The 21,789-nt window shown below is 67.5% G+C and carries 24 protein-coding genes, 1 other RNA gene and 1 riboswitch; of the genes, 15 read left to right on the top strand and 10 right to left on the bottom strand.

Translation table 11 applies throughout. The annotated features are described in order from the left end of the window. Positions 1–24 precede the first annotated feature (24 nt). The 5 genes from FFS49_RS19030 to cobA all read left to right on the top strand — a co-directional run bounded on the left by FFS49_RS19030 (position 25) and on the right by cobA (position 4,529). Positions 25–582, top strand: coding sequence for a DUF934 domain-containing protein (locus FFS49_RS19030; RefSeq protein WP_071334855.1), 558 nt, complete (start codon positions 25–27; stop codon positions 580–582). Further along, the gene (locus FFS49_RS19025) at positions 579–1,331 is read left to right on the top strand and encodes a phosphoadenylyl-sulfate reductase (protein ID WP_105816211.1); all 753 of its coding nucleotides are present in this window, start codon (positions 579–581) and stop codon (positions 1,329–1,331) included. Before FFS49_RS19030 ends, FFS49_RS19025 begins: the two co-directional genes overlap by 4 nt. Positions 1,332–1,407: 76 nt before the next feature. Continuing rightward, positions 1,408–2,370, top strand: a complete 963-nt coding sequence (gene cysD / locus FFS49_RS19020; RefSeq protein ID WP_039368091.1) for a sulfate adenylyltransferase subunit CysD — start codon at positions 1,408–1,410, stop codon at positions 2,368–2,370. Positions 2,371–2,392: 22 nt separating this feature from the next. Next, positions 2,393–3,709: a sulfate adenylyltransferase subunit 1 gene (locus FFS49_RS19015; RefSeq protein ID WP_039368088.1), complete on the top strand. Its 1,317-nt coding sequence runs from the start codon at positions 2,393–2,395 to the stop codon at positions 3,707–3,709. Positions 3,710–3,779: 70 nt separating this feature from the next. After that, positions 3,780–4,529 (top strand): uroporphyrinogen-III C-methyltransferase, encoded by a 750-nt coding sequence (cobA, locus tag FFS49_RS19010; RefSeq protein ID WP_105816210.1) that lies wholly within the window; start codon positions 3,780–3,782, stop codon positions 4,527–4,529. An 81-nt stretch (positions 4,530–4,610) separates the two neighbouring features. On the opposite strand, the gene FFS49_RS19005 is transcribed toward cobA, so the two are convergent. Genes FFS49_RS19005 through lptF form a run of 3 tightly spaced genes read right to left on the bottom strand, consistent with a single transcriptional unit; the run spans position 4,611 to position 7,265 of the window. After that, entirely contained in the window at positions 4,611–4,994 is a 384-nt protein-coding gene (locus FFS49_RS19005) for a CbiX/SirB N-terminal domain-containing protein (protein ID WP_105816209.1), read from the bottom strand. Positions 4,995–5,021: 27 nt separating this feature from the next. Beyond that, the gene (gene lptG, locus FFS49_RS19000) at positions 5,022–6,170 is read right to left on the bottom strand and encodes an LPS export ABC transporter permease LptG (protein ID WP_105816208.1); all 1,149 of its coding nucleotides are present in this window, start codon (positions 6,168–6,170) and stop codon (positions 5,022–5,024) included. A 3-nt stretch (positions 6,171–6,173) separates the two neighbouring features. Further along, the gene (gene lptF / locus FFS49_RS18995) at positions 6,174–7,265 is read right to left on the bottom strand and encodes an LPS export ABC transporter permease LptF (protein WP_039368076.1); all 1,092 of its coding nucleotides are present in this window, start codon (positions 7,263–7,265) and stop codon (positions 6,174–6,176) included. Positions 7,266–7,387: 122 nt separating this feature from the next. Here lptF and FFS49_RS18990 point away from each other — a divergent pair, with 122 nt between their 5' ends. From FFS49_RS18990 to FFS49_RS18980, 3 genes are read left to right on the top strand one after another with little or no spacing between them, the layout of a single operon-like run. Then, positions 7,388–8,899: a leucyl aminopeptidase gene (locus tag FFS49_RS18990; protein ID WP_039368075.1), complete on the top strand. Its 1,512-nt coding sequence runs from the start codon at positions 7,388–7,390 to the stop codon at positions 8,897–8,899. A 34-nt stretch (positions 8,900–8,933) separates the two neighbouring features. Continuing rightward, positions 8,934–9,350, top strand: a complete 417-nt coding sequence (locus tag FFS49_RS18985) for a DNA polymerase III subunit chi (RefSeq protein WP_039368072.1) — start codon at positions 8,934–8,936, stop codon at positions 9,348–9,350. 25 nt (positions 9,351–9,375) lie between these two features. Beyond that, positions 9,376–10,137, top strand: coding sequence for a DUF2486 family protein (locus FFS49_RS18980; protein ID WP_105816207.1), 762 nt, complete (start codon positions 9,376–9,378; stop codon positions 10,135–10,137). 123 nt (positions 10,138–10,260) lie between these two features. Here the strand turns inward: FFS49_RS18980 and FFS49_RS18975 are convergent, their stop codons facing one another. Continuing rightward, positions 10,261–10,587, bottom strand: coding sequence for a c-type cytochrome (locus FFS49_RS18975; RefSeq protein ID WP_105816206.1), 327 nt, complete (start codon positions 10,585–10,587; stop codon positions 10,261–10,263). Positions 10,588–10,714: 127 nt separating this feature from the next. Further along, positions 10,715–12,388, bottom strand: a complete 1,674-nt coding sequence (ilvD, locus tag FFS49_RS18970) for a dihydroxy-acid dehydratase (protein ID WP_105816205.1) — start codon at positions 12,386–12,388, stop codon at positions 10,715–10,717. Between the two features lie 134 nt (positions 12,389–12,522). On the opposite strand from ilvD, the gene FFS49_RS18965 reads away from it, so the two are divergent. Together FFS49_RS18965 and lgt are read left to right on the top strand one after the other, a co-directional pair. Beyond that, positions 12,523–13,437 carry a LysR substrate-binding domain-containing protein gene (locus tag FFS49_RS18965; RefSeq protein WP_105816204.1) on the top strand — a complete coding sequence of 305 codons (915 nt, stop codon included), beginning with the start codon at positions 12,523–12,525 and terminating at the stop codon, positions 13,435–13,437. An 89-nt stretch (positions 13,438–13,526) separates the two neighbouring features. Continuing rightward, the gene (gene lgt / locus FFS49_RS18960; protein WP_039368060.1) at positions 13,527–14,417 is read left to right on the top strand and encodes a prolipoprotein diacylglyceryl transferase; all 891 of its coding nucleotides are present in this window, start codon (positions 13,527–13,529) and stop codon (positions 14,415–14,417) included. 111 nt (positions 14,418–14,528) lie between these two features. Here the strand turns inward: lgt and FFS49_RS18955 are convergent, their stop codons facing one another. The 5 genes from FFS49_RS18955 to FFS49_RS18935 form a co-directional block, all read right to left on the bottom strand. After that, on the bottom strand, positions 14,529–15,269 hold the full coding sequence (locus FFS49_RS18955; protein WP_031398447.1) for an SIMPL domain-containing protein: 741 nt from the start codon (positions 15,267–15,269) through the stop codon (positions 14,529–14,531). Between the two features lie 181 nt (positions 15,270–15,450). Next, complete coding sequence (locus FFS49_RS18950) at positions 15,451–15,912, bottom strand: EVE domain-containing protein (protein WP_071334845.1); 462 nt, start codon at positions 15,910–15,912, stop codon at positions 15,451–15,453. A 71-nt stretch (positions 15,913–15,983) separates the two neighbouring features. Further along, positions 15,984–16,165: non-coding RNA, 6S RNA (gene ssrS, locus FFS49_RS18945), on the bottom strand. Positions 16,166–16,245: 80 nt separating this feature from the next. Further along, entirely contained in the window at positions 16,246–16,560 is a 315-nt protein-coding gene (locus FFS49_RS18940; protein WP_011352906.1) for a cell division protein ZapA, read from the bottom strand. After that, complete coding sequence (locus FFS49_RS18935) at positions 16,557–16,907, bottom strand: hypothetical protein (protein ID WP_021160796.1); 351 nt, start codon at positions 16,905–16,907, stop codon at positions 16,557–16,559. Before FFS49_RS18935 ends, FFS49_RS18940 begins: the two co-directional genes overlap by 4 nt. A gap of 154 nt (positions 16,908–17,061) precedes the next feature. After that, positions 17,062–17,313: riboswitch (cobalamin riboswitch) on the top strand. Positions 17,314–17,354: 41 nt separating this feature from the next. Here FFS49_RS18935 and FFS49_RS18930 point away from each other — a divergent pair. From FFS49_RS18930 to cobC, 5 genes are read left to right on the top strand one after another with little or no spacing between them, the layout of a single operon-like run. After that, positions 17,355–18,470 (top strand): iron ABC transporter permease, encoded by a 1,116-nt coding sequence (locus FFS49_RS18930; RefSeq protein ID WP_105816203.1) that lies wholly within the window; start codon positions 17,355–17,357, stop codon positions 18,468–18,470. After that, entirely contained in the window at positions 18,467–19,282 is an 816-nt protein-coding gene (locus FFS49_RS18925) for an ABC transporter ATP-binding protein (RefSeq protein WP_105816202.1), read from the top strand. The genes FFS49_RS18930 and FFS49_RS18925 overlap by 4 nt, the downstream gene beginning before the upstream one ends. Before the next feature lie 52 nt (positions 19,283–19,334). Further along, the gene (gene cobT / locus FFS49_RS18920; RefSeq protein ID WP_105816216.1) at positions 19,335–20,390 is read left to right on the top strand and encodes a nicotinate-nucleotide--dimethylbenzimidazole phosphoribosyltransferase; all 1,056 of its coding nucleotides are present in this window, start codon (positions 19,335–19,337) and stop codon (positions 20,388–20,390) included. Further along, positions 20,380–21,156, top strand: a complete 777-nt coding sequence (locus FFS49_RS18915; protein ID WP_105816201.1) for an adenosylcobinamide-GDP ribazoletransferase — start codon at positions 20,380–20,382, stop codon at positions 21,154–21,156. The genes cobT and FFS49_RS18915 overlap by 11 nt, the downstream gene beginning before the upstream one ends. Then, positions 21,141–21,725, top strand: coding sequence for an alpha-ribazole phosphatase (cobC, locus tag FFS49_RS18910; RefSeq protein ID WP_105816200.1), 585 nt, complete (start codon positions 21,141–21,143; stop codon positions 21,723–21,725). The genes FFS49_RS18915 and cobC overlap by 16 nt, the downstream gene beginning before the upstream one ends. The last annotated feature ends 64 nt before the right edge of the window (positions 21,726–21,789 follow it).

The following is a 21,789-nucleotide window of genomic DNA, read 5'->3' as shown; positions in this document are numbered from 1 at the left end:
CAACCGGGTAGAAGGAATTAGCAGATGGCTTCGATTATCAAGAACCGCGCAGTGATCGACGATGCATGGCAGGTCGTGCGCGCGGCGGAAGACGGTGCGCTGCCCGCGGTCGACGCGTTGCCGGCCGGCAAGGTGCTGGTGCCGTTCGCGTTGTGGCAGGCCGAGCGCGCGGCGCTCGTCGCCGCGAAGACGAAGGACGAGCTCGGCGTGTGGCTCGCACCGGACAGCGAGCCGGCCGATCTCGTGGCCGACTTCGGCGCGATTTCGCTGATCGCCGTCGATTTCCCGCGCTTCGCGGACGGCCGCGGCTACAGCATCGCGCGCCTGCTGCGCGAGCGCCACGGCTGGACGGGCGAACTGCGCGCGATCGGCGACGTGCTGCGCGACCAGTTGCTGTACATGTCGCGTTGCGGCTTCGACGCCTATGCGGTGCGCGCCGACAAGGACATCCACGACGCGCTGAACGCGTTCACGGAATTCACGCAGCGTTACCAGGGCGCGTTCGACCAGCCCGAACCGCTGTTTCGCCGCCGCGCCGCGCCGGCAGGCGTAGCGACGCCCGACGCGAAGGTGGGCGCATGAGCACCGCGACCGCCACCGCGCTGACGCCGGAGCTCGCCGCGAAGGTCGAGCGCCTCGACGCGCTGCTCGCGCAGATCGGTGCGCGTCACGAGAAGGTGAAGTTCGCGAGCAGCCTCGCGGCGGAAGACATGCTGCTCACGCATGCGATCCTGTCGAAGGGCGTGCGCATCGGCATCTTCTCGCTGAACACGGGCCGCCTGCACGCGGAAACGCTCGGCATGATCGACCGTGTGCGCGAGCGCTACGGCTACGAGATCGAGCAGTTCCATCCGCAGCAGGACGCGGTCGACCAGTATGTCGCAGAGCACGGCCTGAATGCGTTCTACGAGAGCGTCGAGCTGCGCAAGTCGTGCTGCCACATCCGCAAGGTCGAGCCGCTGAATCGCGCGCTTGCCGACGTCGGCGCATGGGTTACCGGCCAGCGCCGCGAGCAGTCGGTCACGCGGGCCGAGCTGCACGAGGAAGAGCAGGACGAAGCGCGCGGGATCGCGAAGTACAACCCGCTCGCCGACTGGACGGAAAGCGACGTGTGGGCGTACCTTAAGGCGTTTGACGTGCCGGTGAACCCGCTGCATGCGCGCGGCTACCCGAGCATCGGCTGCGAGCCGTGTACGCGGGCGATCCGTCCCGGCGAGGACAGCCGAGCGGGCCGCTGGTGGTGGGAGTCGCGCGATACGAAGGAATGCGGGCTGCACATCACGACGATCACGCCGATTCCCGCGGAAGCCGTTGCCGGCACCACGCACTGAAAGCCTGACAAGAAACTGAATATTGCGCCGCCTGCGACAGCGGGCGGCACGAACCCAGAAGAGAAGGACTGAAATCATGAGCACGACGCTCGAGCAATCCGCCTTTGCCCCGCCCGCCGGTGCCGACAGCCGCATGGGCCACCTCGACTGGCTCGAAGCCGAGTCGATCCACATCCTGCGCGAACTGGTCGCCGAATGCAGCAAGCCGGCGCTGTTGTTCTCGGGCGGCAAGGATTCGGTCGTCGTGCTGCATCTGGCGCTGAAGGCATTCGGCCTCGGCGCGAACCGCAAGACGACGCTGCCGTTCCCGCTCGTGCACATCGATACGGGCCACAACTACGAGGAAGTGATCGACTTCCGCGATCGCCGCGCGAAAGAACTCGGCGCCGAGCTGGTCGTCGGCCACGTCGAGGATTCGATCAAGCGCGGCACGGTCGTGCTGCGTCGCGAAACCGATTCGCGCAATGCCGCGCAGGCCGTCACGCTGCTCGAGACGATCGAGGAGCACGGCTACACGGCGCTGATCGGCGGCGCGCGCCGCGACGAAGAGAAGGCGCGTGCGAAGGAACGCATCTTCTCGTTCCGCGACGAATTCGGCCAGTGGGATCCGAAGGCGCAGCGCCCGGAACTGTGGAGCCTGTACAACGCCCGCCTGCACAAGGGCGAGCATCTGCGCGTGTTCCCGATCTCGAACTGGACCGAGCTCGACGTGTGGCAGTACATCGCGCGCGAGAACCTCGAACTGCCGTCGATCTATTACGCTCACCAGCGCGAGATCGTGCGCCGCAACGGGCTGCTCGTGCCCGTCACGCCGCTCACGCCGATGCGTGACGGCGAGACGAGCGAGCTCGCGCAGGTACGTTTCCGCACGGTCGGCGACATCTCCTGCACGTGCCCGGTCGAAAGCGACGCGGACGACGTCGAGAAGATCATCGCCGAGACGGCGGTGACCGAGATCACCGAGCGCGGCGCGACCCGGATGGACGACCAGGCCTCCGAAGCCGCGATGGAACAGCGCAAGAAGCAAGGTTATTTCTGAAGCACACGAGGACATTCAAATCATGAGCATCATCGAGAACACCGAAGACCTCGGCGTGCTGCGCTTCATTACCGCGGGCAGCGTCGACGACGGCAAGAGCACGCTGATCGGCCGCCTGCTGTACGACAGCAAGGCCGTGCTGTCCGATCAGCTGTCCGCGCTGTCGCGTGCGAAGAACAAGCGCACGGTCGGAGACGAGCTCGATCTCGCATTGCTGACCGACGGCCTCGAAGCCGAGCGCGAGCAGGGCATCACGATCGACGTCGCATACCGCTACTTCGCGACCGCGAAGCGCAAGTTCATCATCGCCGATACGCCGGGCCACGAGCAGTACACGCGCAACATGGTGACGGGCGCCTCGACCGCGCACGCGGCGATCGTGCTGATCGACGCGACGCGCATCACGGTCGAGAACGGTGTCGTGCAACTGCTGCCGCAGACCAAGCGCCACAGCGCGATCGTCAAGCTGCTCGGGCTGCAGCACGTGATCGTCGCGATCAACAAGATGGACCTCGTCGACTACAGCGAAGCGCGTTTCAACGAGATCCGCGATGCATACGTCGCGCTCGCGAAGCAGCTGGGCCTGACCGATGTGCGCTTCGTGCCGGTGTCGGCGCTGAAGGGCGACAACATCGTCGGCGCGAGCGAGCGTATGCCGTGGTATGCGGGCGAGCCGCTGCTCGACGTGCTCGAATCGCTGCCGGTCGAGACGCAGGCGCATGACGCGCTGCGCTTCCCGGTGCAGTGGGTCGCGCGCCAGGACGGCAGCTCGGCAGACGATTTCCGCGGCTACATGGGCCGTATCGAGTCGGGCGAAGTGAAGGTCGGCGACGAGATCGTCGTGCTGCCGTCGAACCGCACGGCGACGATCGCCGAGATCGTCGCGCCGGTACCGGGCGGCACTGCGTCCGTTCCGCACGCGTTCGCGGGCCAGACCGTGACGATCCGCCTCGCGGAAGACGTCGACGTGTCGCGCGGCGACATGTTCGTCACGTCCGGTGAGCCGGTCGAGCCGGCGAAGAAGCTCGAAGCCGATCTGTGCTGGTTCGACGAGACGCCGCTGTCGCCGCAGCGCAAGTACCTGCTGAAGCAGACCACCAGCACGGTGTTCGCGAAGATCGGCGGCGTCAAGCAGGTACTCGACGTGCACACGCTGTCGCACGCGACCGACCGTCACGATCTGAAGATGAACGACATCGGCCGCGTTGCGCTGACGCTGCAGAAGCCGATCGTGTGCGACACGTACGACGCGCATCCGGGTACCGGTGCGTTCGTGCTGATCGACGAGGCGACGCATCACACGGTCGCCGCAGGGATGATCCGGGCGTTCTCGGCATGACCGGGCAACCGCGCCGCTTCGCGGCGGCGCGGGCCGGAGCCGACGCCCGCTGGAAGGCGAAGCGATAAACATGGGCAAGGTGTATCTGATCGGAGCAGGGCCGGGCGCGGCCGACCTCATCACGGTGCGTGGCGCGCGGCTGCTCGAGCAGGCGGACGTCGTGCTGCACGACGCGCTCGTCGAGCCCGCGATGCTCGACTACGCGCCGAATGCGCGCCGGATCGCCGTCGGCAAGCGCTGCGGGCAGCGTTCGACCGCGCAGCACTTCATCAACAAGCAGATCGTCGATGCGGCGCGCGAGCATGCGTGCGTCGTGCGGCTGAAGGGTGGCGACCCGATGCTGTTCGGTCGCGCCGAAGAGGAGATGCGCGCGCTGGAAGCGGCCGGCATCGACTACGAGGTCGTGCCGGGCATCACCGCGGCGCTGGCCGGGGCGGCGACGCTGAAGCGTTCGCTGACGTTGCGCGGCGTGTCGCGCAGCGTCGCGTTCGCGACGCACAGCCGCGCGCCGGGCAGCGACGAGATTCGCGAGGCCGCACGCGCCGATTCGATCGTCTATTACATGGGCCGCGACAGCGCGCCCGGCATCGCGCAGGAACTGATCGACGCGGGCCGTGCGCCGGCGACGCCCGTGGCGATCGTCGAGGCGTGCAGCACCGTGCGCGAACGCACGCTGACGCTCACGCTCGCGCAGATGGCGGCAGGCGACGCGCAGGCATGGCTCGATCCGGCGGAACCGAGCCTGCTGATGATCGGCGATGCGTTCGCCGAGCGCGCCGGGCAGGCGAAAGCCGGCGATGCGCTGCGAAGTGCGGCCTGAGCGGAACCCGGCTGGAGTTCCAAATGAAAAAAGCGCTGGCGGAAGCCGGCGCTTTTTCTTTGTGGGCCGTGACGGCGTGATTTACGCGCCGTCGCCGATCTGGTCGATGCAGTAGCGCGCGATCGCGTCGAGCACGCCGTCGTCTTCGCCGACGGCCGTCGCGCAGCGGATCTCGACACCCGGATGCACGGCTCGGCATGCGTCGACGAGCTGCGGCAGGTCGCGGCGGACATGGCCGCCCTGGCCGAAGAACACCGGCACCACGGTGATGTGGGTGCAGCCGGCCGCGACCTGCGCGGCGACCGCGTCGCCGAGCGACGGCGTCATCAGTTCGAGGAACGCGAGCGACACGTGTGCAGCGGGAGAAGAGGCGCCGCGCAGCCGCGCGGCGAGCCGCTCGAACGGCTCGGCCCAGCGCGGGTCACGCGCGCCGTGGCCGAACAGGACGATGCCGTGCGAATTCATGTCGAAGCCTCCGTCGTGACGCGGCGCTCAGTGCCGGTCGACCCACTTGAGCGCGAACAGGCCGAGCGCGAGATAGATCAGGCCCGGCGTCGCCGCGGTGAGCGGCGCGGGCCACGTGTTCAACGTGCCGATGTGCGAGAACAGCGTATTGAGCAGCTGGAAGCTCATGCCGAGCATGATGCCGCCGAACACCTTCACGCCGACCACGCCGGCACGCGTGTGCAGGTACGCGAACGGCAGCGACAGCACGAGCATCACGAACACCGCGAACGGATACAGCAGCTTGCGCCACAGCGCGATGTCGTAGCGCTGCGTGTCCTGCTGGTTCTCGCGCAGATGCTGGATGTAGCGGAACAGGTTGATGATCGACATGCGATCCGGCGACACGAGCAGCACCGACAGGATCTGCGGCGTCAGGTCCGAGCGCAGCCGGTATTCGGGCAGCGAGACCTGCTGCGACCGGTACACGGGGTTCAGCGCGTCGGCCGGCTGCCCGCCGATCGGCTTGATCGGGGTGAGCTCGGTTTCGTTGACGCCCTTGAGCAGCCAGTGGCCGGGCGGCTCGTAGCGGCCCGTCTGCGCGATCCGCACGTTGCGCAGCTGGAATTTCGAATCGAATTCGTAGATGCGCACGTTGCTGATCGTCGAGTCGGGCGACAGGCTGCCGACGTTGACGAAGCGCGTGACCTGCTCGCCGTTTTCACGGGCCGCGAGCGTGTCCTTCACCCACACGCCCGACTGGAAATTCGACGACACCGACGCGCCGAGCGCTTGCAGCCGCACGCGTTCGGACAGCTGGTCGGCGTACGGGCCGACGAATTCGCCGATCAGGTAGGTGACGATCACGAGCGGCACGCCGATCTTCAGCAGCGAGCGCAGCGCCTGGTTGGTCGCGAGGCCCGACACGCGGAAGATCGTGAATTCCGAGTTCGCGGCCATTTGCGCGAACACATAGATCGCGCTGATCAGCGCGGCGACCGGGATGATTTCGTAGAAGCGCGACGGGGTCTGCAGCGCGACGCGCAGCACTGCGTAGCCGAACTTGTAATTGCCGTGCCCGACCGAGTTCAGTTCGCTGATCAGGTCGAAGAAGAAGAACAGGCCCGAGAACGCGAACAGGATGAAGACGAACGTGACGTAGATCTGTCGCGCGAAGTACTTTTCATAGAGCCGCATCGATCATGCTCCCGAGCGGCCGAACAGCGCGCGTGTAAACAGCGGACGATTGCGCACGCGCAACCAGAAGATGAACGCGACGATCACCGCGACGACGAGATGCAGCCCAACGAGACCGACGCCGAACGACATCTTGCCCTGCTCGATCTGCGACTGCACCACGTTCAGCAGGTTCGAGTACGTGAGATAGATCAGCACGGCCATCACGAGGTTGATCGTGCGGCTGCGGCGCGGGTTCTGGTACGACAGCGGAATGCCGAGCACCATCAAGTTGATCGCGATCAGCGGCAGCCCCGCGCGCCACGCGAATTCCGCGAGGTTGTCGTTCGTCGGGTTGCGCAGCAGGTCCGGCGTCGGCGTGCTGTTGGTGGTCTGCACGTTGGTGACCGGGGTGCTCGTGATCTTCACGCCGTAGCGCTCGAACTCCATGATCTTGAAGTTCGGCTGGCCAGGCGTGCCGTCGTAGCGGCGGCCGTCCTCCAGGACGACGAAGCGGTTGCCGTCGCGCGTTTCCGTGTGCCCCGTCTGCGACACGACCACGTTGACCTTGCCGTTCTCGGTCGAGGTCACGAACACGTTCTGCACCTTGCTCTGGTCGGGCGTCATCTTCTCGATGAAGAACACGCGGTGGTTCGACGCCGATTCGCGGAACTGGCCCGGCGCGAGCAGCGAGATTTCGTCGCGCTGCTGGAAGCGCGCCTTGATCATCTTGCTTTGCTGGTTCGACCACGGCCAGCCGACGAACGCGAAGAAGGCGATCAGCAGGATGATCGGCGTGGCGAACACGCCGATCGGCTTGATGAGGCGCGTGAGGCTCACGCCCGACGCAAGCCACACGACCATTTCGGAGTCCCGGTACCACCGGGTCAGCACGAACAGGATCGACACGAACAGCGTGACGACGAGCATCACGGCGAGGTAGCCGATCACGGTGAGGCCGATCAGCACGAGGACGTCCCGCGGATCGATTTCACCGGACGCGGCGTAGCCGACGATGCGGATCATCATCGTCGTGAGCATGATCGTGAGCAGCACCATGAACACGGCGCCAGCCGTATACGCAAGCTCGCGCTGGAGGGAGCGTTCGAAGATCATTCTTGATGAGAAGAGGGCGGGAGGCTGCGCACGCGTGGTGGAGCGCTCGCGCCGCCACGGGAAAAATAGCGGATAATTGCGGCTTTCATCCTTAGCCCAGATTTTATCCGAGGACAAGCGCGATGGACTTTAGCATAAAAGGCTGTGATTGGAGCAAAGGCGAGGCGAAGGGGTTCCTGACCGGGAAGTCCGACTGCATCGTGCTCGGCATCTTCGAGGCGCAGACTCTGTCGGGCGCGGCGCTCGATATCGACACGGCCACCAAGGGGCTGATTTCGCGCGTGATCAAGGCCGGCGACATGGACGGCAAGCGCGGCAAGACGCTGTTCCTGCACGAAGTGTCGGGTATCGGCGCGTCGCGCGTGCTGCTCGTCGGCCTCGGCAAGCAGGATGCTTTCAATCAGAAAGCCTATAACGATGCCGCGACGGCCGCATGGCGCGCGCTGCTGGCGACCAAGGTCGTCCAGGTCACGTTCACGCTCGCGCAACTGCCGGTCGACGAGCGCAGCTCCGACTGGGGCGTGCGCGCGGCAATCCTCGCGCTGCGCAACGAGACCTACCGCTTCACGCAGATGAAGAGCAAGCCGGAGCCGGCGTCGCACACGCTCAAGCGCGTCGTGTTCAGCGTCGATCCGTCCGACGAAAAGGCCGCGAAGGTCGCGGTCAAGCAGGCCGTCGCGCTCGCGAACGGGATGGATCTCACCCGCGACCTCGGCAACCTGCCGGGCAACGTCTGCACGCCGACCTATCTCGGCAACACCGCGAAGAAGATCGCGAAGGATTGGGGCCTGAAGGCGGAAGTGCTCGGGCTCAAGCAGATCCAGGCGCTGAAGATGGGCTCGTTCCTGTCGGTCGCGCGCGCGTCGGTCGAGCCGCCGCAATTCATCGTGCTGCACTACCAGGGCGCCGCCGCGAAGGCCGCGCCGGTCGTGCTGGTCGGCAAGGGCATCACGTTCGACACGGGCGGCATCTCGCTGAAGCCGGGCGAGGGCATGGACGAGATGAAGTACGACATGTGCGGCGCGGGTTCCGTGCTGGGCACGATGCGTGCGGTTGCCGAGATGGGCCTGAAGATCAACGTCGTCGCGATCGTGCCGACCTGCGAGAACATGCCGGGCGGCAACGCGACGAAACCGGGCGACATCGTCACCAGCATGAAGGGCCTGACGATCGAGGTGCTGAACACCGACGCCGAAGGCCGTCTGATCCTGTGCGACGCGCTCACGTATGCCGAGCGCTTCAAGCCGGCTGCGGTGATCGACGTTGCCACGCTGACGGGCGCGTGCGTGATCGCGCTGGGCGGCCACAACAGCGGCCTGTTCTCGACGAACGACGCGCTCGCGGGCGAACTGCTCGACGCGTCGCGCGAAGCGAACGACCCGGCATGGCGCATGCCGCTCGACGACGAGTACCAGGACCAGCTGAAGTCGAATTTCGCGGATCTCGCGAACATCGGCGGGCGTCCGGCCGGCGCCGTGACGGCCGCGTGCTTCCTGTCGCGCTTCACCGAGAGCTATCCGTGGGCCCACCTCGACATCGCGGGCACCGCATGGAAGGGCGGTGCGGCGAAGGGCGCGACGGGCCGTCCGGTGCCGTTGCTCGCGCAGTTCCTGATCGACCGCGCCGGCCAGTGATGGCGGTGTTGACGACGCTGCGGGTGCGCGGGCAATGACGCGGATCGATTTCCACTCGAACGTCGGCGATTCGCTCGCGTACGCGTGCCGGCTGCTGCGCAAGGCCTACCTGGCCGGGCAGCCGGTCGTCGTGCTCGCCGAGCCCGCGCGCCTGCGCGCGCTCGACGAGCGGCTCTGGACGTTCTCGCCGCTCGATTTCATCCCGCATTGCGGTGTCGACAGCGAGCACGCAGCCGGCACGCCGATCGTGCTGGCCGCGGATCTCGACCGCGCGCCGCATCACCACGTGCTGCTGAACCTCGGCGCGGCCGTCCCCGCACAGTTCGCCCGCTTCGAGCGCCTGCTCGAAGTGGTCGGCAATGCGCCGGACGAGCTGGCCGCGGGCCGCGACCGCTACCGGTTCTACCGCGACCGCGGCTACGCGCTGAACAACTACAAGCAGGGCAGCTAGCCGCAACCGTCAACGGAGTGTTCCCGTGACAGAAGCCGATACATCCTCGATCCCGACGCTGACCGACGTGCTGGTGCCGGGCAAGCCGGTGCCGGCGCGCTCGCCTGCGTCTGGCGCGCCGCAGCCGCCCGCCAGCGCGGCGATTCCGGTGCTCACCGACGTGGTCGCGCCGCACGCAGCAGGTGCCGCGCCGGCCGATTCCAGGCAAAGTGAACTTGACCGCGATTCCGTCGTGGTCGAATGCGTGCCGACGCCGCACGTGCCGGCGGTCGAACTGCCGGGCGACGTGGCGACGGCTGCAGCGGCAGCGATGGGCGAGACCGATGCGCCGCCCGAACCCGGCGCCGCGGAGCATGTGGTCGCCGAAGATTCAGCCGCAATGAGTGCGCCTCTGCCATCGTCGCTGGCCGGCGACGACGTGCCGCCACCCGCGTTCGCCGCGGTCGCGCATGAGGCAGTGGGGCACGCGCGTGAAGCGCATCTGCCGGAGGCCGTCGTACCAGTCGCTGCGCTGCAGGCGGAAGCGCAGGCCGCAGCCGGGCTGACGCCGGAAGATGCGCAGCACATCGCCGAGCGTCTGCGCAATCGTCTGACGAACTATCTGACCGGGGAAGGGCGCGACGCGATCGAAGCCCGCTGCCGCGATGCGTTGCACGAGCATTCGGCCTGGCTGGTCGGCCAGATCACGCGCGAGGTGGCGCTGGCACTCGAAACCGAGGTGATGGACTGGGTTCGCGACGCGGTCGATGAAGAGATCGCACGCCGCCGCGCCGGCCATTCGAGCTAAACCACGCGGCGTTTAGCTGAAAAACGGGGTGTGAATCCAGTAAAGACCGGTGAAGCTGCCGGCGGGGCATGTCCGCCAGTCGGCGGGATCCGGCAGGTTGGCCGTTCGGCCCGGGCGACCGGTTCAGCGCACCGACAGCACCCATTGCGCGAGCGTGTGGGCTTCGCCGTTCGTCAGTTGTGTATTGGCGGGCATCGGCACGCTGCTCCATACGCCGACGCTGCCTTTCACGATCGATTGGGCAAGGTAGTCGACGGCATCGCCGCGCGCCGCATACTTGCCGGCAATGTCGCGGAACGACGGGCCCATCAGCGGCTTGCCGAGCGCGTGGCAGGCCATGCAGTTCTTGCGCTGAGCCAGCGCGAGCCCGTCGGCCTGGTCGGCGCGCGCTGCCGCCCCGCTGGCGATCAGCAGCGTGGCGAGCAGGACGCGCAATGTCGAGTGTTTCATGCGGTTCTCCGCCGGCGGGGACGGCCGGCTACATGGTCCGCGCATTATAGAAGCAAAGGGAAAGCGCGTTTTGCGCGTTCCCCGGGCGGCCATGTTTATCGGGGTCGCATGTCTTGACGTGCCCGGATCAACCCGTGACGGCGCCCTGGTTCGCCGGGCGGGCGAGTGCCGCGAATTTCGCGAGCACGCCGCGCGTGTAGCGTGGCGCCGGCTGTTGCCATGCAGCGCGACGGCGCGCGAGTTCCGCGTCGTCGACGTTCAGTTGCAGCAGCAGTCGATGCGCGTCGATCGTGATCGAGTCGCCTTCCTGCACGAGTGCGATCGTGCCGCCGACGAACGCCTCGGGCGCGACGTGGCCGACCACCATCCCCCAGGTGCCGCCCGAGAAGCGGCCGTCCGTGATGAAGCCGACCGATTCGCCGAGCCCCTTGCCGATGATCGCGGACGTCGGCGCGAGCATTTCCGGCATGCCGGGGCCGCCCTTAGGGCCCAGGTAGCGAAGCACGAGGATGTCGCCGGCGCGGATCCGGTCGCCGAGGATTGCATCCATCGCGCTCTGCTCGTCGTCGAACACGCGTGCCGGGCCCGTGATCACAGGGTTCTTCAGGCCGGTGATCTTCGCGACCGCGCCGTCTTCCGCGAGATTGCCCTTCAGGATCGCAAGGTGGCCTTCCTTGTACAGCGCGCGGTCGATCGGGAAGATCACGTCCTGATCCGCGCGCGGCACGCTCGGCACGTCCTTCAGTTCTTCGGCGATCGTGCGGCCGGTGATCGTCATGCAGTCGCCGTGCAGCAGCCCCGCGTCGAGCAGGATCTTCAACACCTGCGGAATCCCGCCGGCCCGGTGGAGGTCGGTCGCGACGTACTTCCCCGACGGCTTCAGGTCGCAGATCACGGGTACGCGCTTGCGGATGCGCTCGAAGTCCTCGATCGTCCAGTCGACCTCGGCCGCGTGCGCGATCGCGAGATAGTGCAGCACCGCATTGGTCGAGCCGCCCGTCGCCATGATCACCGACACCGCATTCTCGATCGACTCCTTCGTGATGATGTCGCGCGGCTTGAGATCGCGCTTCACGGCCTCGACGAGCACACGTGCCGATTCGGCGGCCGAATCGACCTTCTCCTGGTCGGGGTTCGCCATCGTCGACGAGTACAGCAGCGACATCCCGAGCGCCTCGAACGACGAGCTCATCGTGTTCGCCGTGTACATCCCGCCGCACGACCCCGACGTCGGGCAGGCGTTCTGCTCGACGCCTTCGAAATCCTCCTGCGACATCCGGCCCGCAGTGAATTCGCCGACGGCCTCGAACGACGACACGATCGTCAGGTCCCGGCCCTTCCAGTTGCCGGGCCGGATCGTGCCGCCGTACACGTAGATGCCCGGCACGTTCAGGCGCGCGAGCGCGATCATCCCGCCCGGCATGTTCTTGTCGCAGCCGCCGACGACGACCACGCCATCCATCCATTGCCCCTGCACGCAGGTCTCGATGCAGTCGGCGATCACCTCGCGCGACACGAGCGAGTACTTCATGCCTTCGGTACCCATCGACATGCCGTCCGAAATCGTCGGCGTGCCGAATATCTGCGGGTTCGCATCGGCCGCCTTCACGGCGGCGACGGCCGCGTCCGACAGGCGCTGCAGGCCGGAATTGCACGGCGTGATCGTCGAATGGCCATTCGCGATGCCGACCATCGGCTTGTCGAAATCGTCCTTCTGGTAGCCGAGGGCGTAATACATCGAGCGGTTCGGCGAGCGGGCCACGCCCTGCGTGATGTGCTTCGAGCGACGGTTGTAAGCCATGGGGGACTCCATCGTTGTCTGGCAACGCCGGTGAATGGCGCGCCGGTTCGGATCGATCAAGAATGGAGTGTCCGGATTGGGATGTCCAATATATTATTTGTCGCGTATTAAGTCATTTTGCGAATGAGAGAGGCATGGCCGATCCGACTCCCGACCTGCGCCAGTGGCGCTATTTCGTGACCGTCGCCGACGAGCGCCATTTCGGCCGCGCGGCTGAGCGCCTGTCGATGACGCAGCCGCCGCTGTCCCAGGCGATCCGTGCGCTCGAGGATGCGCTCGGCGTCGCGCTGTTCGCGCGCACCAAGCGCTCGGTGGCGCTGACGGCGGTCGGGGCGGCGTTGCTGCCCGACGTGCGCCGGCTGCTTGCCGCGGCCGATGCGCTGCCGCCGCTGGCGCGACGGCTCGCGCGCGGCGAGGCCGGCTCGCTGTCGCTCGCGTTCGTGTCGACCGCCGATTACGGGCTGCTGCCCGCGCTGCTGCGGGCGTTCGGCGCGCGCTATCCGCAGGTGCGGCTGCAACTCGCGGAGGCGACGAGCGACGTGCAGATCGACGAGCTCGTCGCGGGGCGCATCGACGCGGGGCTCGTCATTCCGCCCGTGCCGCCGCGCCACGCGGCCGGGCTGGCGTACCTGCCCGTCATGCGCGAGCCGCTCGTGGTGGCGATGCCGGCGGCCGCGAGCGATGCGCCGGAAGACGTGCCCGTCCGTCTCGCGGAGGTTGCCGCGTTGCCGCTCGTGATCTTTCCGCGTCGTCTGGCGCCCGGCTTTTATGACATCATTACGGGCTGCTACGGCGCGGCGGGGGAAACGCCGCACATCGGCCAGGAGGCGATCCAGATGCAGACGATCGTCAGCCTCGTGTCGGCCGGCATGGGCGTCGCACTGGTGCCGCAATCGCTGCGTAACCTGCGGCGCACCGGCGTGGTCTACCGGCCGCTTGCCGATCACGCGCCGGTCGTCGAGACGGGCCTCGTGTGGCGCACCGGTGACGTAAGCCCCGTGCTGGCCGGCTTCATCGATGTCGTGCGCGCGCAGGGCCTCGCCACGTGACGTGAACGATGACGCGCCGGTGCCGTCCAACGCGCGGTGCTGCGCGTGTGCGACGGCCGTATCGCATTCGAAAACTTCTTCGCTAACCCATGATCATTCACCCGAATTTCGACCCCGTTGCGATCCATCTCGGGCCGCTGGCCGTGCGCTGGTACGGGCTCATGTATCTCGTCGGATTCATCGCGGCGATCGTCGTCGGCCGGATCCGCCTGAAGTTGCCGCACGTCGCGGCGCAGGGCTGGACCGCGAAGGACATCGACGACATGATGTTCTACGGCGTGCTCGGCACCGTGCTCGGCGGCCGGCTCGGCTATGTGCTGTTCTACAAGGCCGATTTCTATTTCTCGCATCCGCTCGACGTGTTCAAGGTGTGGGAGGGCGGCATGTCGTTTCACGGCGGCTTCCTCGGCGTGACACTCGCGATGGTGCTGTTCGCATGGCAGCGCAAGCGCCACTGGCTGCAGGTCACCGACTTCGTCGCGCCGATGGTGCCGACGGGGCTCGCGGCCGGGCGGCTCGGCAACTTCATCAACGGGGAACTGTGGGGCCGCGTGACCGATCCGTCCGCACCGTGGGCGATGCTGTTCCCGGGCGCGATGCGCGACGATGCGGCGTGGTTGCCGAAGCATCCGGAGCTCGTCGAGAAGTGGCATCTTGCCGACGTGTTCATGCAATACCAGATGCTGCCGCGCCATCCGTCGCAGCTCTATGAAATTGCGCTCGAAGGCATCGCGCTGTTCTTCGCGCTGTTCTTCTTCGCACGCAAGTCGCGGCCGATGGGCGCCGTGTCCGCGCTGTTCCTGATCGGCTACGGCCTCGCACGCTTCACGGTCGAGTTCGCGCGCGAGCCCGACGATTTCCTCGGCCTGCTCGCGCTCGGCCTGTCGATGGGGCAGTGGCTGTCGCTGCCGATGATCCTCGCGGGCGTCGCGCTGATGGTCTGGGCGTATCGCCGCCGGGCGGCGACTGCCGCTGCGTGATGCAATGCCGATGCACGTGCGATCGGCGCGTGCATCGGCACCATGTAGGTAAACGCAAAACGCCGGCCCGAGGGCCGGCGTTTTTCATTTCGGACTGCCGTGCGCTGCGCGTTACTTCATCTGCACGGAGCCGTTGACGGTGACCGACACGGTGGCCTTGCCGCCCTCGACCGCGATCGGTGCGCTCATCTTTGCGCTGTCCATCGGCGCCGCGGCCATCGCCATCATGCGCGGGTACGGCTGCACATTGCGGCCGCCGCCCACGTTCACGTCGCGGATCGTGTAGCTGCTGTAACCGAATGCCTTTGCGGCTTCATCGGCACGGGCACGGAACGACTTGATCGCTTCCGTCGTCAGCTTCTGCTCGGCCGCGCGCTGCGCTTCGGGCGACAGCGAGAACTCGACGTTCGCGACCTGCATCAGGTTCGACAACTGGCCGGCAAGCTTCGACGCGGCAGCGAAATCGCGCGATTCCAGCGCGACCTCGGTGCGGCCACGCCATGCGGAGATCTTGCCGTCGCGATCGGTGCTCGGGTACACGGAGAATGCGCCCGTGTGGGCGGTGACGCCCGATACGCCCTTTGCCTGCGACAGCGCGGCGTCGGCGCGCTGGTTCAATTGCGCGGTGAGGCTGCCCGGATCCTTGGCCTGCTGCTCGTAGAACAGCGTGATGTGGATGATGTCCTGCGGCACGTCGGCGCTGGCTTGCGACGACAGCGACAGCACGCCTGCCGGCTCCGGAAAGTGCGGGTTCGCGGTTTGCGCGTGCGCGGCGGGCGAGGCGAGCGTCAGCGCGACGGGAACGGCGGCGGCAAGGGCGAGCGACAGCGCGAGTGCGGATTTCTTGGTCATTGTTGGACTCCTTGTGCGAGGGCGTGCACGCGGATCGCGCGTGCACGACGCGGGCGTACCGCGCGACGAAAAAAACGACAGCCGGCCTGATCGGCCGACAGCGGTTGCTTAGGCCGCGCGAAAGTGCCGCGAGTTCCGTTGCGGCAGTGCGTACTGACCAGATTTGACCTTTGGCGTGCGCCTACTTCATCAGCTTTTCGGTGATGAAGCGCCATTCGGCGCGCGTGACCGGCGTGATCGACAGCCGGTTGCCGCGTGCGAGCACGCGCATGTCGGCGAGTTCGTCGTGTTCGCGCAGCGCCGCAAGCGGCACGAGCGGCGTTTTTTTCACGTAGCGAACGTCGACGAGCAGCCAGCGTGGTGCTTCCTGAGTCGACTTCGGGTCGTAATAGGGGCTTTTCGGGTCGAACTGCGTGGGGTCGGGGTAGGGCGTCGACGACACTTCGGCGAGGCCCGCGATGCCCGGCTCGGGGCAACTCGAGTGATAGAACAGCACGCCGTCGCCGATCTTCATCGTGTCGCGCATGAAATTGCGCGCCTGATAGTTGCGCACGCCGGTCCACGGCAGCGAGCGCTGCGGTGCGTTGGCGAGATCGTCGATGCTTGCTTCGTCCGGTTCGGACTTCATCAGCCAGTATTGCATGGATCGTGATCGACGCAGAAAGAGGCTGCTACAAAAGAAAACGGCACCGGGCTTCGCCCGATGCCGTTGGATAGGCCCCCGCCTTGGCCGCTAGGCCGGCATCCTGAACCTGAGGTTCAGAATTGGTCGCAGTTAGCAGCACTTCGGGTACATCAGACAGAGTGACGCGCGCGCCCGTGCTACAAATTTCCGCAACCGTGCACATGGCATTGGTTCAAGGAATATATGACCTTGGCGAACCAGGCAGGGAAGCTGACTGAACTGTGTTTCGTTGCGCCAATTTGACCACCGTTGATCGCCGAGATCAAGGGGAATCGACGCATCGATCAAACGTTACTGCGTCTCGTGCTGTGCGAGCACCGCGCCGAGTTGTTCGTTCATCTGGTGCATTGTACGACGGATTTCTTCCGCCGGAAATGCTTCACCGTGCCGCACGCTCGTTTGCAGCCGCAGCAATTCGGACGCGAGCGACAGCGCGGCCATCACTGCGATGCGATCGGTGCCGCGTACCGAGCTGTTCGAGCGGATTTTCGACATTTCGGCGTCGACGCGCGCGACCGCTTCGAGCAGCGCCGCTTCGGTCTCGGCCGAACAGGCGAGCCGATAGGCCTGACCGAGAATCGAGACTTCGATCTGCTTGGTGCTCATGCATGTTCTCCGTGGCTGGCCGCGTCATCGCCATCCGTACGCGCCTGCGCATCCAGCAGGTCGAGCTGGTTGTCGGCTTGCTCCGCACTTTTCGAGCGCGGCAGCTTTTCGAGAATCGCGTTCAGTTTCACCTGGGCGTCGTCGATCTTTGCCGACAGCGTGTCACGCTCGGCCGCAAGTGCATTGCGTTCATCGCGCAGTTGCGCGAGTTCCGCGCGGACGGTGTCCGCATCCGCGCGCAATTGCGCGACCTGCTCCTCGAGCGCGAGCCGTTCCGAGTGATAGCGCTTGTTCAGCGAAATCAGACGGCCAATATTTTGAGATAGGGTTTCGAGTTCGTTGAGCATTTGCTGCGTCCTCTAAAGACCCAGCATTTTAGCGCGGAATAACGCGCAATCCGACATCTGTAACGTTTCCAGTCGTAACACCCCTGCTTCTTGCCGCGAATCGGCGCGTCCCGTGCGTGTCCGGACGCTTCCTTGACGCTCGCGCGACCCGCTCCTAAACTGGCGCCGCCTCGGTGCTCGCGCGTGGAACGCGCGGTTAAACGGGAAGCAGGGCGCGGGCGCCAGACGCTCGCCAACCTGCGCTGCCCCCGCAACGGTAAGCGGCCGCGTCTCGTGACGCAGGCCGGCTCGGGCGCGTTTCGTGTGCATGTCCTGCATGCGGACGCGGGCCACTGCGCGTCACCGCGCGGGAAGGCGAGCCGGACCGCCGCCAGCCCGGATACCGGCCGAGACGGGGAGCCCGCACGGGCTTCGTGACGCGCGGCCCGCGGGGAGGCGGGGCGCGCCATGCTTCATGGAATCCTCTTCGATGCTGACCCCAATCGTCCGCGCGGCGTTCAGGTCACGACCGGCCGGCACCCGCAAGCGGGTGCGCCGCACGTCGTGTGCGGCGCCGTGCGCGGCATGAGCGCCGCACGCGCTGCCGCGATCTGGGCCGGGCTGGCCGCCATGGTTGCGCTGCTGTTCGTCGCGTCGCTGTCGATCGGCAGCGTGCCGATGTCGCCATGGCAGGCGCTCGCGTCGCTCGTGCCGCATGGCGGCGACGCGCTGTTCGCCGATATCGTCCGCACGCTGCGCCTGCCGCGCGCACTCGCCGGCTTCGCATGCGGCGCGCTGCTCGCGCTGGCCGGCGCACTGCTGCAGGTACTGTTGCGCAATCCGCTCGCGGAGCCGTACGTGCTCGGCGTGTCGGGTGGCGCGGCCGGCTTCGCGCTCGTCGCGATGATCGCGGGCGGCGCGTGGTGGCTCGTCGATGCGTCGGCGTTCGCCGGCTCGCTCGTGTCGGTCGCGCTCGTGCTCGGTCTCGCGCGCCGCGAACTGGGGCGCGGCGAATCGCGCGATGCGTCGCCGCGGTTGCTGCTCACGGGCGTCGTGATCGCGGCGGGGTGGGGCGCACTCGTCACGCTGCTGCTGTCGCTCGCGCCCGACGCACGCCTGCGCGGGATCATCTTCTGGCTGACCGGCGACCTCAACGGCGTGACCGCGCCGTGGTTCGCGTGGGGTGCGCTGCTGCTGGCTGCCTGCGTCGCGCTGCCGGCCGCGCCGCAACTGAACGTGCTGCTGCGCGGCGACGCGACCGCGCTCGCGCTCGGCGTGCCCGTTGCGCGCGTGCGCGTGCGGATCTATCTCGTCGCGTCGCTGGCCGCCGCGGCCGCGGTGACGACGGCCGGCACGATCGGCTTCGTCGGCCTCGTCGTGCCGCATGCGCTGCGGCTCGCCTTCGGCAACGACCAGCGAATGCTGTTGCCCGCCGCGATGCTCGCGGGCGGTGGCGGCGTGATGGCGGCCGACCTGCTCGCACGCACCGTGATCGCGCCCGCGCAATTGCCGGTCGGCGTGATGACCGCGTTGATCGGCGTGCCGGTGTTCCTGTGGATGTTGTTGAGGAGGCCGATGCGATGACGAGGGCCGCACTGCACGCCACGGCCGGCGACATGAGCTGCGCGGCCGTCGGCCTGACGCTGAAGGCCGGCGCGCGTACGCTGCTCGACGGCTTCACCCAGGTGTTTCGTCCCCACGAGATCTGGTGCGTCGCCGGGCCGAACGGCGCGGGCAAGACGACGCTGCTCGCGACACTCGCGGGGCTGCAGCCGCCGGCCGGCGGACACGTCGAGATCGATGGGCGGCTGCTTGCCGCATGGCCAGCCGAGCAGCTCGCGCAGCGCCGTGCGCTGATGCCGCAGCAACTGCACGACGCATTCAGCGCGACCGTGTTCGACACGGTGCTCCTCAACCGTTTTCCGTATCTCGGTGGTTGGGGCTGGGAGCGTGACGGCGATCGCGCGGCCGCGCATGACGCGCTGGCAACGTTCGACCTCGCTGCGCTGGCGTCGCGCGACGTGCTGTCGCTGTCGGGCGGCGAGCGGCAACGCGTCGCGCTCGCCGCGACGCTGTGCCAGGATGCGCCGCTGATGCTGCTCGACGAGCCGCTCGCGCATCTCGACCTGCATCATCAGATCGATTGCCTGACCGCGCTGGCCGCCTGGCTCGACGCAGGCCCGCGCACGGTGCTGTTCTCGTGCCATGATCTGAATCTCGCACGGCGTTTCGCGACGCACGCACTGCTGCTCGACGGTCGCGGCCATGCGTGGGCCGGCCCTGTGCACGACGTGCTGACGCCCGAGCGCGCGAGCGACGCGTTCGGCTATCCGCTCGTGCTGATCCGCGAGAACGGCCGCGATGCGCTGCTGCCGGCGTGGCCCGAGCGACAATGATCTTTCCTTTTTCGATGCGCGGCGCATGCCGCGCCAACGACACGGCTTCCTGATGACGACCCCGACCCACTTCCCGCCGCCGATCGCGCCGCTCGACGAGGTGCTGCGCAAGCGCCTGCAGCACGTGATCGACCACAAGACCAAACCGCCCGGCAGCCTCGGCCAGCTCGAGGCGATCGCGTTGCAGATCGGCCTGATCCAGCATACCGAGCGGCCGGTCGTGCAGCGTCCCGTGATGATCGTGTTTGCCGGCGATCACGGGATCGCCGCCGAGGGCGTGAGTCCTTATCCGCAAGCGGTGACCGCACAGATGGTCGCGAACTTCCTCGCGGGCGGCGCGGCGATCAACGCGTTCTCCGGCGTCGCGCAGAGTGCGCTCGAGATCGTCGATGCGGGTGTTGCGTCGCCGCTGCCGCTGTCCGACCGGCTGGTGTCGCTGCCGGTCGCGCGCGGCACGCGCAACTTCGCGGCGGAGCCGGCGATGACGCGCGACGAGGCGATGACGGCGCTCGCGGCCGGCGCGGCACGCGTGCGCCTGCATGCGTCGCTCGGCACGAACGTGATCGGTTTCGGCGAGATGGGAATCGCGAATACGTCGTCGGCTGCGTGCCTGATGAGCCGCCTGCTCAGCGTGCCGATCGACGCGTGCGTCGGGCGCGGCACGGGCCTCGACGACCAGGGCCTCGCGCACAAGCGCGCGGTGCTCGGACGCGCGCTCGTCAAGCACTCGCACGCGATTGCGCCGCTCGACGTGCTCGCAACGTTCGGCGGCTTCGAGATCGCGATGATGACGGGCGCATATCTCGCGGCCGCGAGCGAGCGGATGACGATCCTCGTCGACGGCTTCATCGCGACGGCCGCGCTGCTGGTTGCCGAGCGCATCGCGCCCGGCGTGCGCGACTACTGCGTGTTCTCGCATGCGTCGCACGAGGCCGGGCACCGGCGCATGCTCGAGCATTTCGGCGCGAAGCCGCTGCTCGCACTCGACCTGCGGCTCGGCGAAGGCACGGGCGCCGCGCTCGCGCTGCCGCTCGTGCGTGCGGCCGCCGCATTCCTCACGGAGATGGCGAGCTTCGAATCCGCCGGCGTCGACAATCGTGACGCCTGATCGCGCGCGCGGCGTGCGTGCCGAACTGCGTTACTTCTTCGTCGCGCTCGGCTATTTCACGCGTGTGCCCGTGCCGCGCTCGATCGGCTATGCGGCCGGCGATCTCGACCAGGCCGCGCGCTATTTCCCGCTCGTCGGCGCATGCGTCGGCGCGTGGGGCGCGCTCGTCTATCTCGCTGCGCTGCGCGTGCTGCCCCCGTCGATCGCGGTCGGGTTGTCGATGGCCGCGACGCTGCTCGCCACGGGCGCCTTTCACGAGGACGGCCTGGCCGACAGCTGCGACGCGTTCGGCGGCGGCTATACGCGCGACGACGTGCTGCGCATCATGCACGACTCGCGGATCGGCACGTTCGGTGCGGTCGCGCTCGTGATCTCGCTCGGCGTCAAATGGCAGGCGCTGGCGTCCATGCTGCCGTTGCGTGCCGCGTGGACGATGATCGCCGCGCACGCCGCGAGCCGGGCGGTGGCTGTGAGCCTGCTGATGACGCTCGACTACGTGCGGCCGGAAGGCAAGGCGAAGCCGGTCGCGCAACGGATGGGCGCCCGCGCGGCGTGCGTCGCGGCGCTGTTCGGATTGCCCTGGCTGTTCTGGCCCGACTGGCGCATGGGTGCCGCCGCATGCGTTGCGCTCGTGCTCGTGCGCGCGTGGGCCGCCCGCTACTTCGTGAAGCGGATCGGCGGCTATACGGGCGACTGTCTCGGCTTCACGCAGCAACTGTGCGAACTGGCGATCTATCTCGTGGTGCTCGGATGGACGTCGTCCTGATCCGTCATCCGGCCGTCGGTATCGAGCCGGGCATCTGCTACGGACGCAGCGACGTGCCGCTCGCTGCATCCGCCGATGCCGGCGCGCAGGCCGTGCGCGCGCATCTGTCGGTACTCCGCGCGCCGCTTCCCGAACAGGTCTGGACGAGCCCGCTGACGCGCTGCGCGTCGGTTGCCGAACGGCTCGCGCGGGCATGCGACGTGCCGCTGCGGCGCGACGCGGACTGGCAGGAAATGGATTTCGGCGCGTGGGAAATGCGGCGCTGGGACGATATCGATCGCGCGACGCTCGATGCGTGGGCGGCCGATCTGATGCATGCGTGTGCGCATGGCGGCGAAAGCGTTGCGCGGTTTGCCGCGCGGGTCGCGGGTCGGGTCGACGCAGTGGCGCAGTTCGACCGGCCGCAGTGGGTCGTCACGCATGCAGGCGTGATCCGTGCGTTTGCATCGCATGTATTGCGCGTGCCGCTCGATACGTTGCTGCCGCGCCCCGTACCGACAGGGGGTGTCGTCTGGCTGCGCGCGGATGCTGCCACGCGAACGTGGGAAGCGATGCACTGGGACGAATAGGCGCGCTGGCCACTGCGTGCGAACGATGCAGCGCGCGGTCGATTCGTCTCAGGCATCCGGCAGC

The organism is Burkholderia sp. 4NA327C6 (assembly GCF_005502655.1).
In the GTDB taxonomy this organism is placed as follows: domain Bacteria; phylum Pseudomonadota; class Gammaproteobacteria; order Burkholderiales; family Burkholderiaceae; genus Burkholderia; species Burkholderia contaminans.
Note: the sequence above shows the minus strand (reverse complement) of the source record. Positions and strands in the feature narration are given on the sequence as shown.

Excerpts from the sequence above, each read along its gene's own strand:
- FFS49_RS19030 (WP_071334855.1), top strand. The coding sequence starts at position 25 with ATGGCTTCGATTATCAAGAACCGCGCAGTGATCGACGATGCATGGCAG.
- FFS49_RS19025 (WP_105816211.1), top strand. The coding sequence starts at position 579 with ATGAGCACCGCGACCGCCACCGCGCTGACGCCGGAGCTCGCCGCGAAG.
- cysD (WP_039368091.1), top strand. The coding sequence starts at position 1,408 with ATGAGCACGACGCTCGAGCAATCCGCCTTTGCCCCGCCCGCCGGTGCC.
- FFS49_RS19015 (WP_039368088.1), top strand. The coding sequence starts at position 2,393 with ATGAGCATCATCGAGAACACCGAAGACCTCGGCGTGCTGCGCTTCATT.
- cobA (WP_105816210.1), top strand. The coding sequence starts at position 3,780 with ATGGGCAAGGTGTATCTGATCGGAGCAGGGCCGGGCGCGGCCGACCTC.
- FFS49_RS19005 (WP_105816209.1), bottom strand. The coding sequence starts at position 4,994 with ATGAATTCGCACGGCATCGTCCTGTTCGGCCACGGCGCGCGTGACCCG.
- lptG (WP_105816208.1), bottom strand. The coding sequence starts at position 6,170 with ATGCGGCTCTATGAAAAGTACTTCGCGCGACAGATCTACGTCACGTTC.
- lptF (WP_039368076.1), bottom strand. The coding sequence starts at position 7,265 with ATGATCTTCGAACGCTCCCTCCAGCGCGAGCTTGCGTATACGGCTGGC.
- FFS49_RS18990 (WP_039368075.1), top strand. The coding sequence starts at position 7,388 with ATGGACTTTAGCATAAAAGGCTGTGATTGGAGCAAAGGCGAGGCGAAG.
- FFS49_RS18985 (WP_039368072.1), top strand. The coding sequence starts at position 8,934 with ATGACGCGGATCGATTTCCACTCGAACGTCGGCGATTCGCTCGCGTAC.
- FFS49_RS18975 (WP_105816206.1), bottom strand. The coding sequence starts at position 10,587 with ATGAAACACTCGACATTGCGCGTCCTGCTCGCCACGCTGCTGATCGCC.
- ilvD (WP_105816205.1), bottom strand. The coding sequence starts at position 12,388 with ATGGCTTACAACCGTCGCTCGAAGCACATCACGCAGGGCGTGGCCCGC.
- FFS49_RS18965 (WP_105816204.1), top strand. The coding sequence starts at position 12,523 with ATGGCCGATCCGACTCCCGACCTGCGCCAGTGGCGCTATTTCGTGACC.
- lgt (WP_039368060.1), top strand. The coding sequence starts at position 13,527 with ATGATCATTCACCCGAATTTCGACCCCGTTGCGATCCATCTCGGGCCG.
- FFS49_RS18955 (WP_031398447.1), bottom strand. The coding sequence starts at position 15,269 with ATGACCAAGAAATCCGCACTCGCGCTGTCGCTCGCCCTTGCCGCCGCC.
- FFS49_RS18950 (WP_071334845.1), bottom strand. The coding sequence starts at position 15,912 with ATGCAATACTGGCTGATGAAGTCCGAACCGGACGAAGCAAGCATCGAC.
- FFS49_RS18940 (WP_011352906.1), bottom strand. The coding sequence starts at position 16,560 with ATGAGCACCAAGCAGATCGAAGTCTCGATTCTCGGTCAGGCCTATCGG.
- FFS49_RS18935 (WP_021160796.1), bottom strand. The coding sequence starts at position 16,907 with ATGCTCAACGAACTCGAAACCCTATCTCAAAATATTGGCCGTCTGATT.
- FFS49_RS18930 (WP_105816203.1), top strand. The coding sequence starts at position 17,355 with ATGCTTCATGGAATCCTCTTCGATGCTGACCCCAATCGTCCGCGCGGC.
- FFS49_RS18925 (WP_105816202.1), top strand. The coding sequence starts at position 18,467 with ATGACGAGGGCCGCACTGCACGCCACGGCCGGCGACATGAGCTGCGCG.
- cobT (WP_105816216.1), top strand. The coding sequence starts at position 19,335 with ATGACGACCCCGACCCACTTCCCGCCGCCGATCGCGCCGCTCGACGAG.
- cobC (WP_105816200.1), top strand. The coding sequence starts at position 21,141 with ATGGACGTCGTCCTGATCCGTCATCCGGCCGTCGGTATCGAGCCGGGC.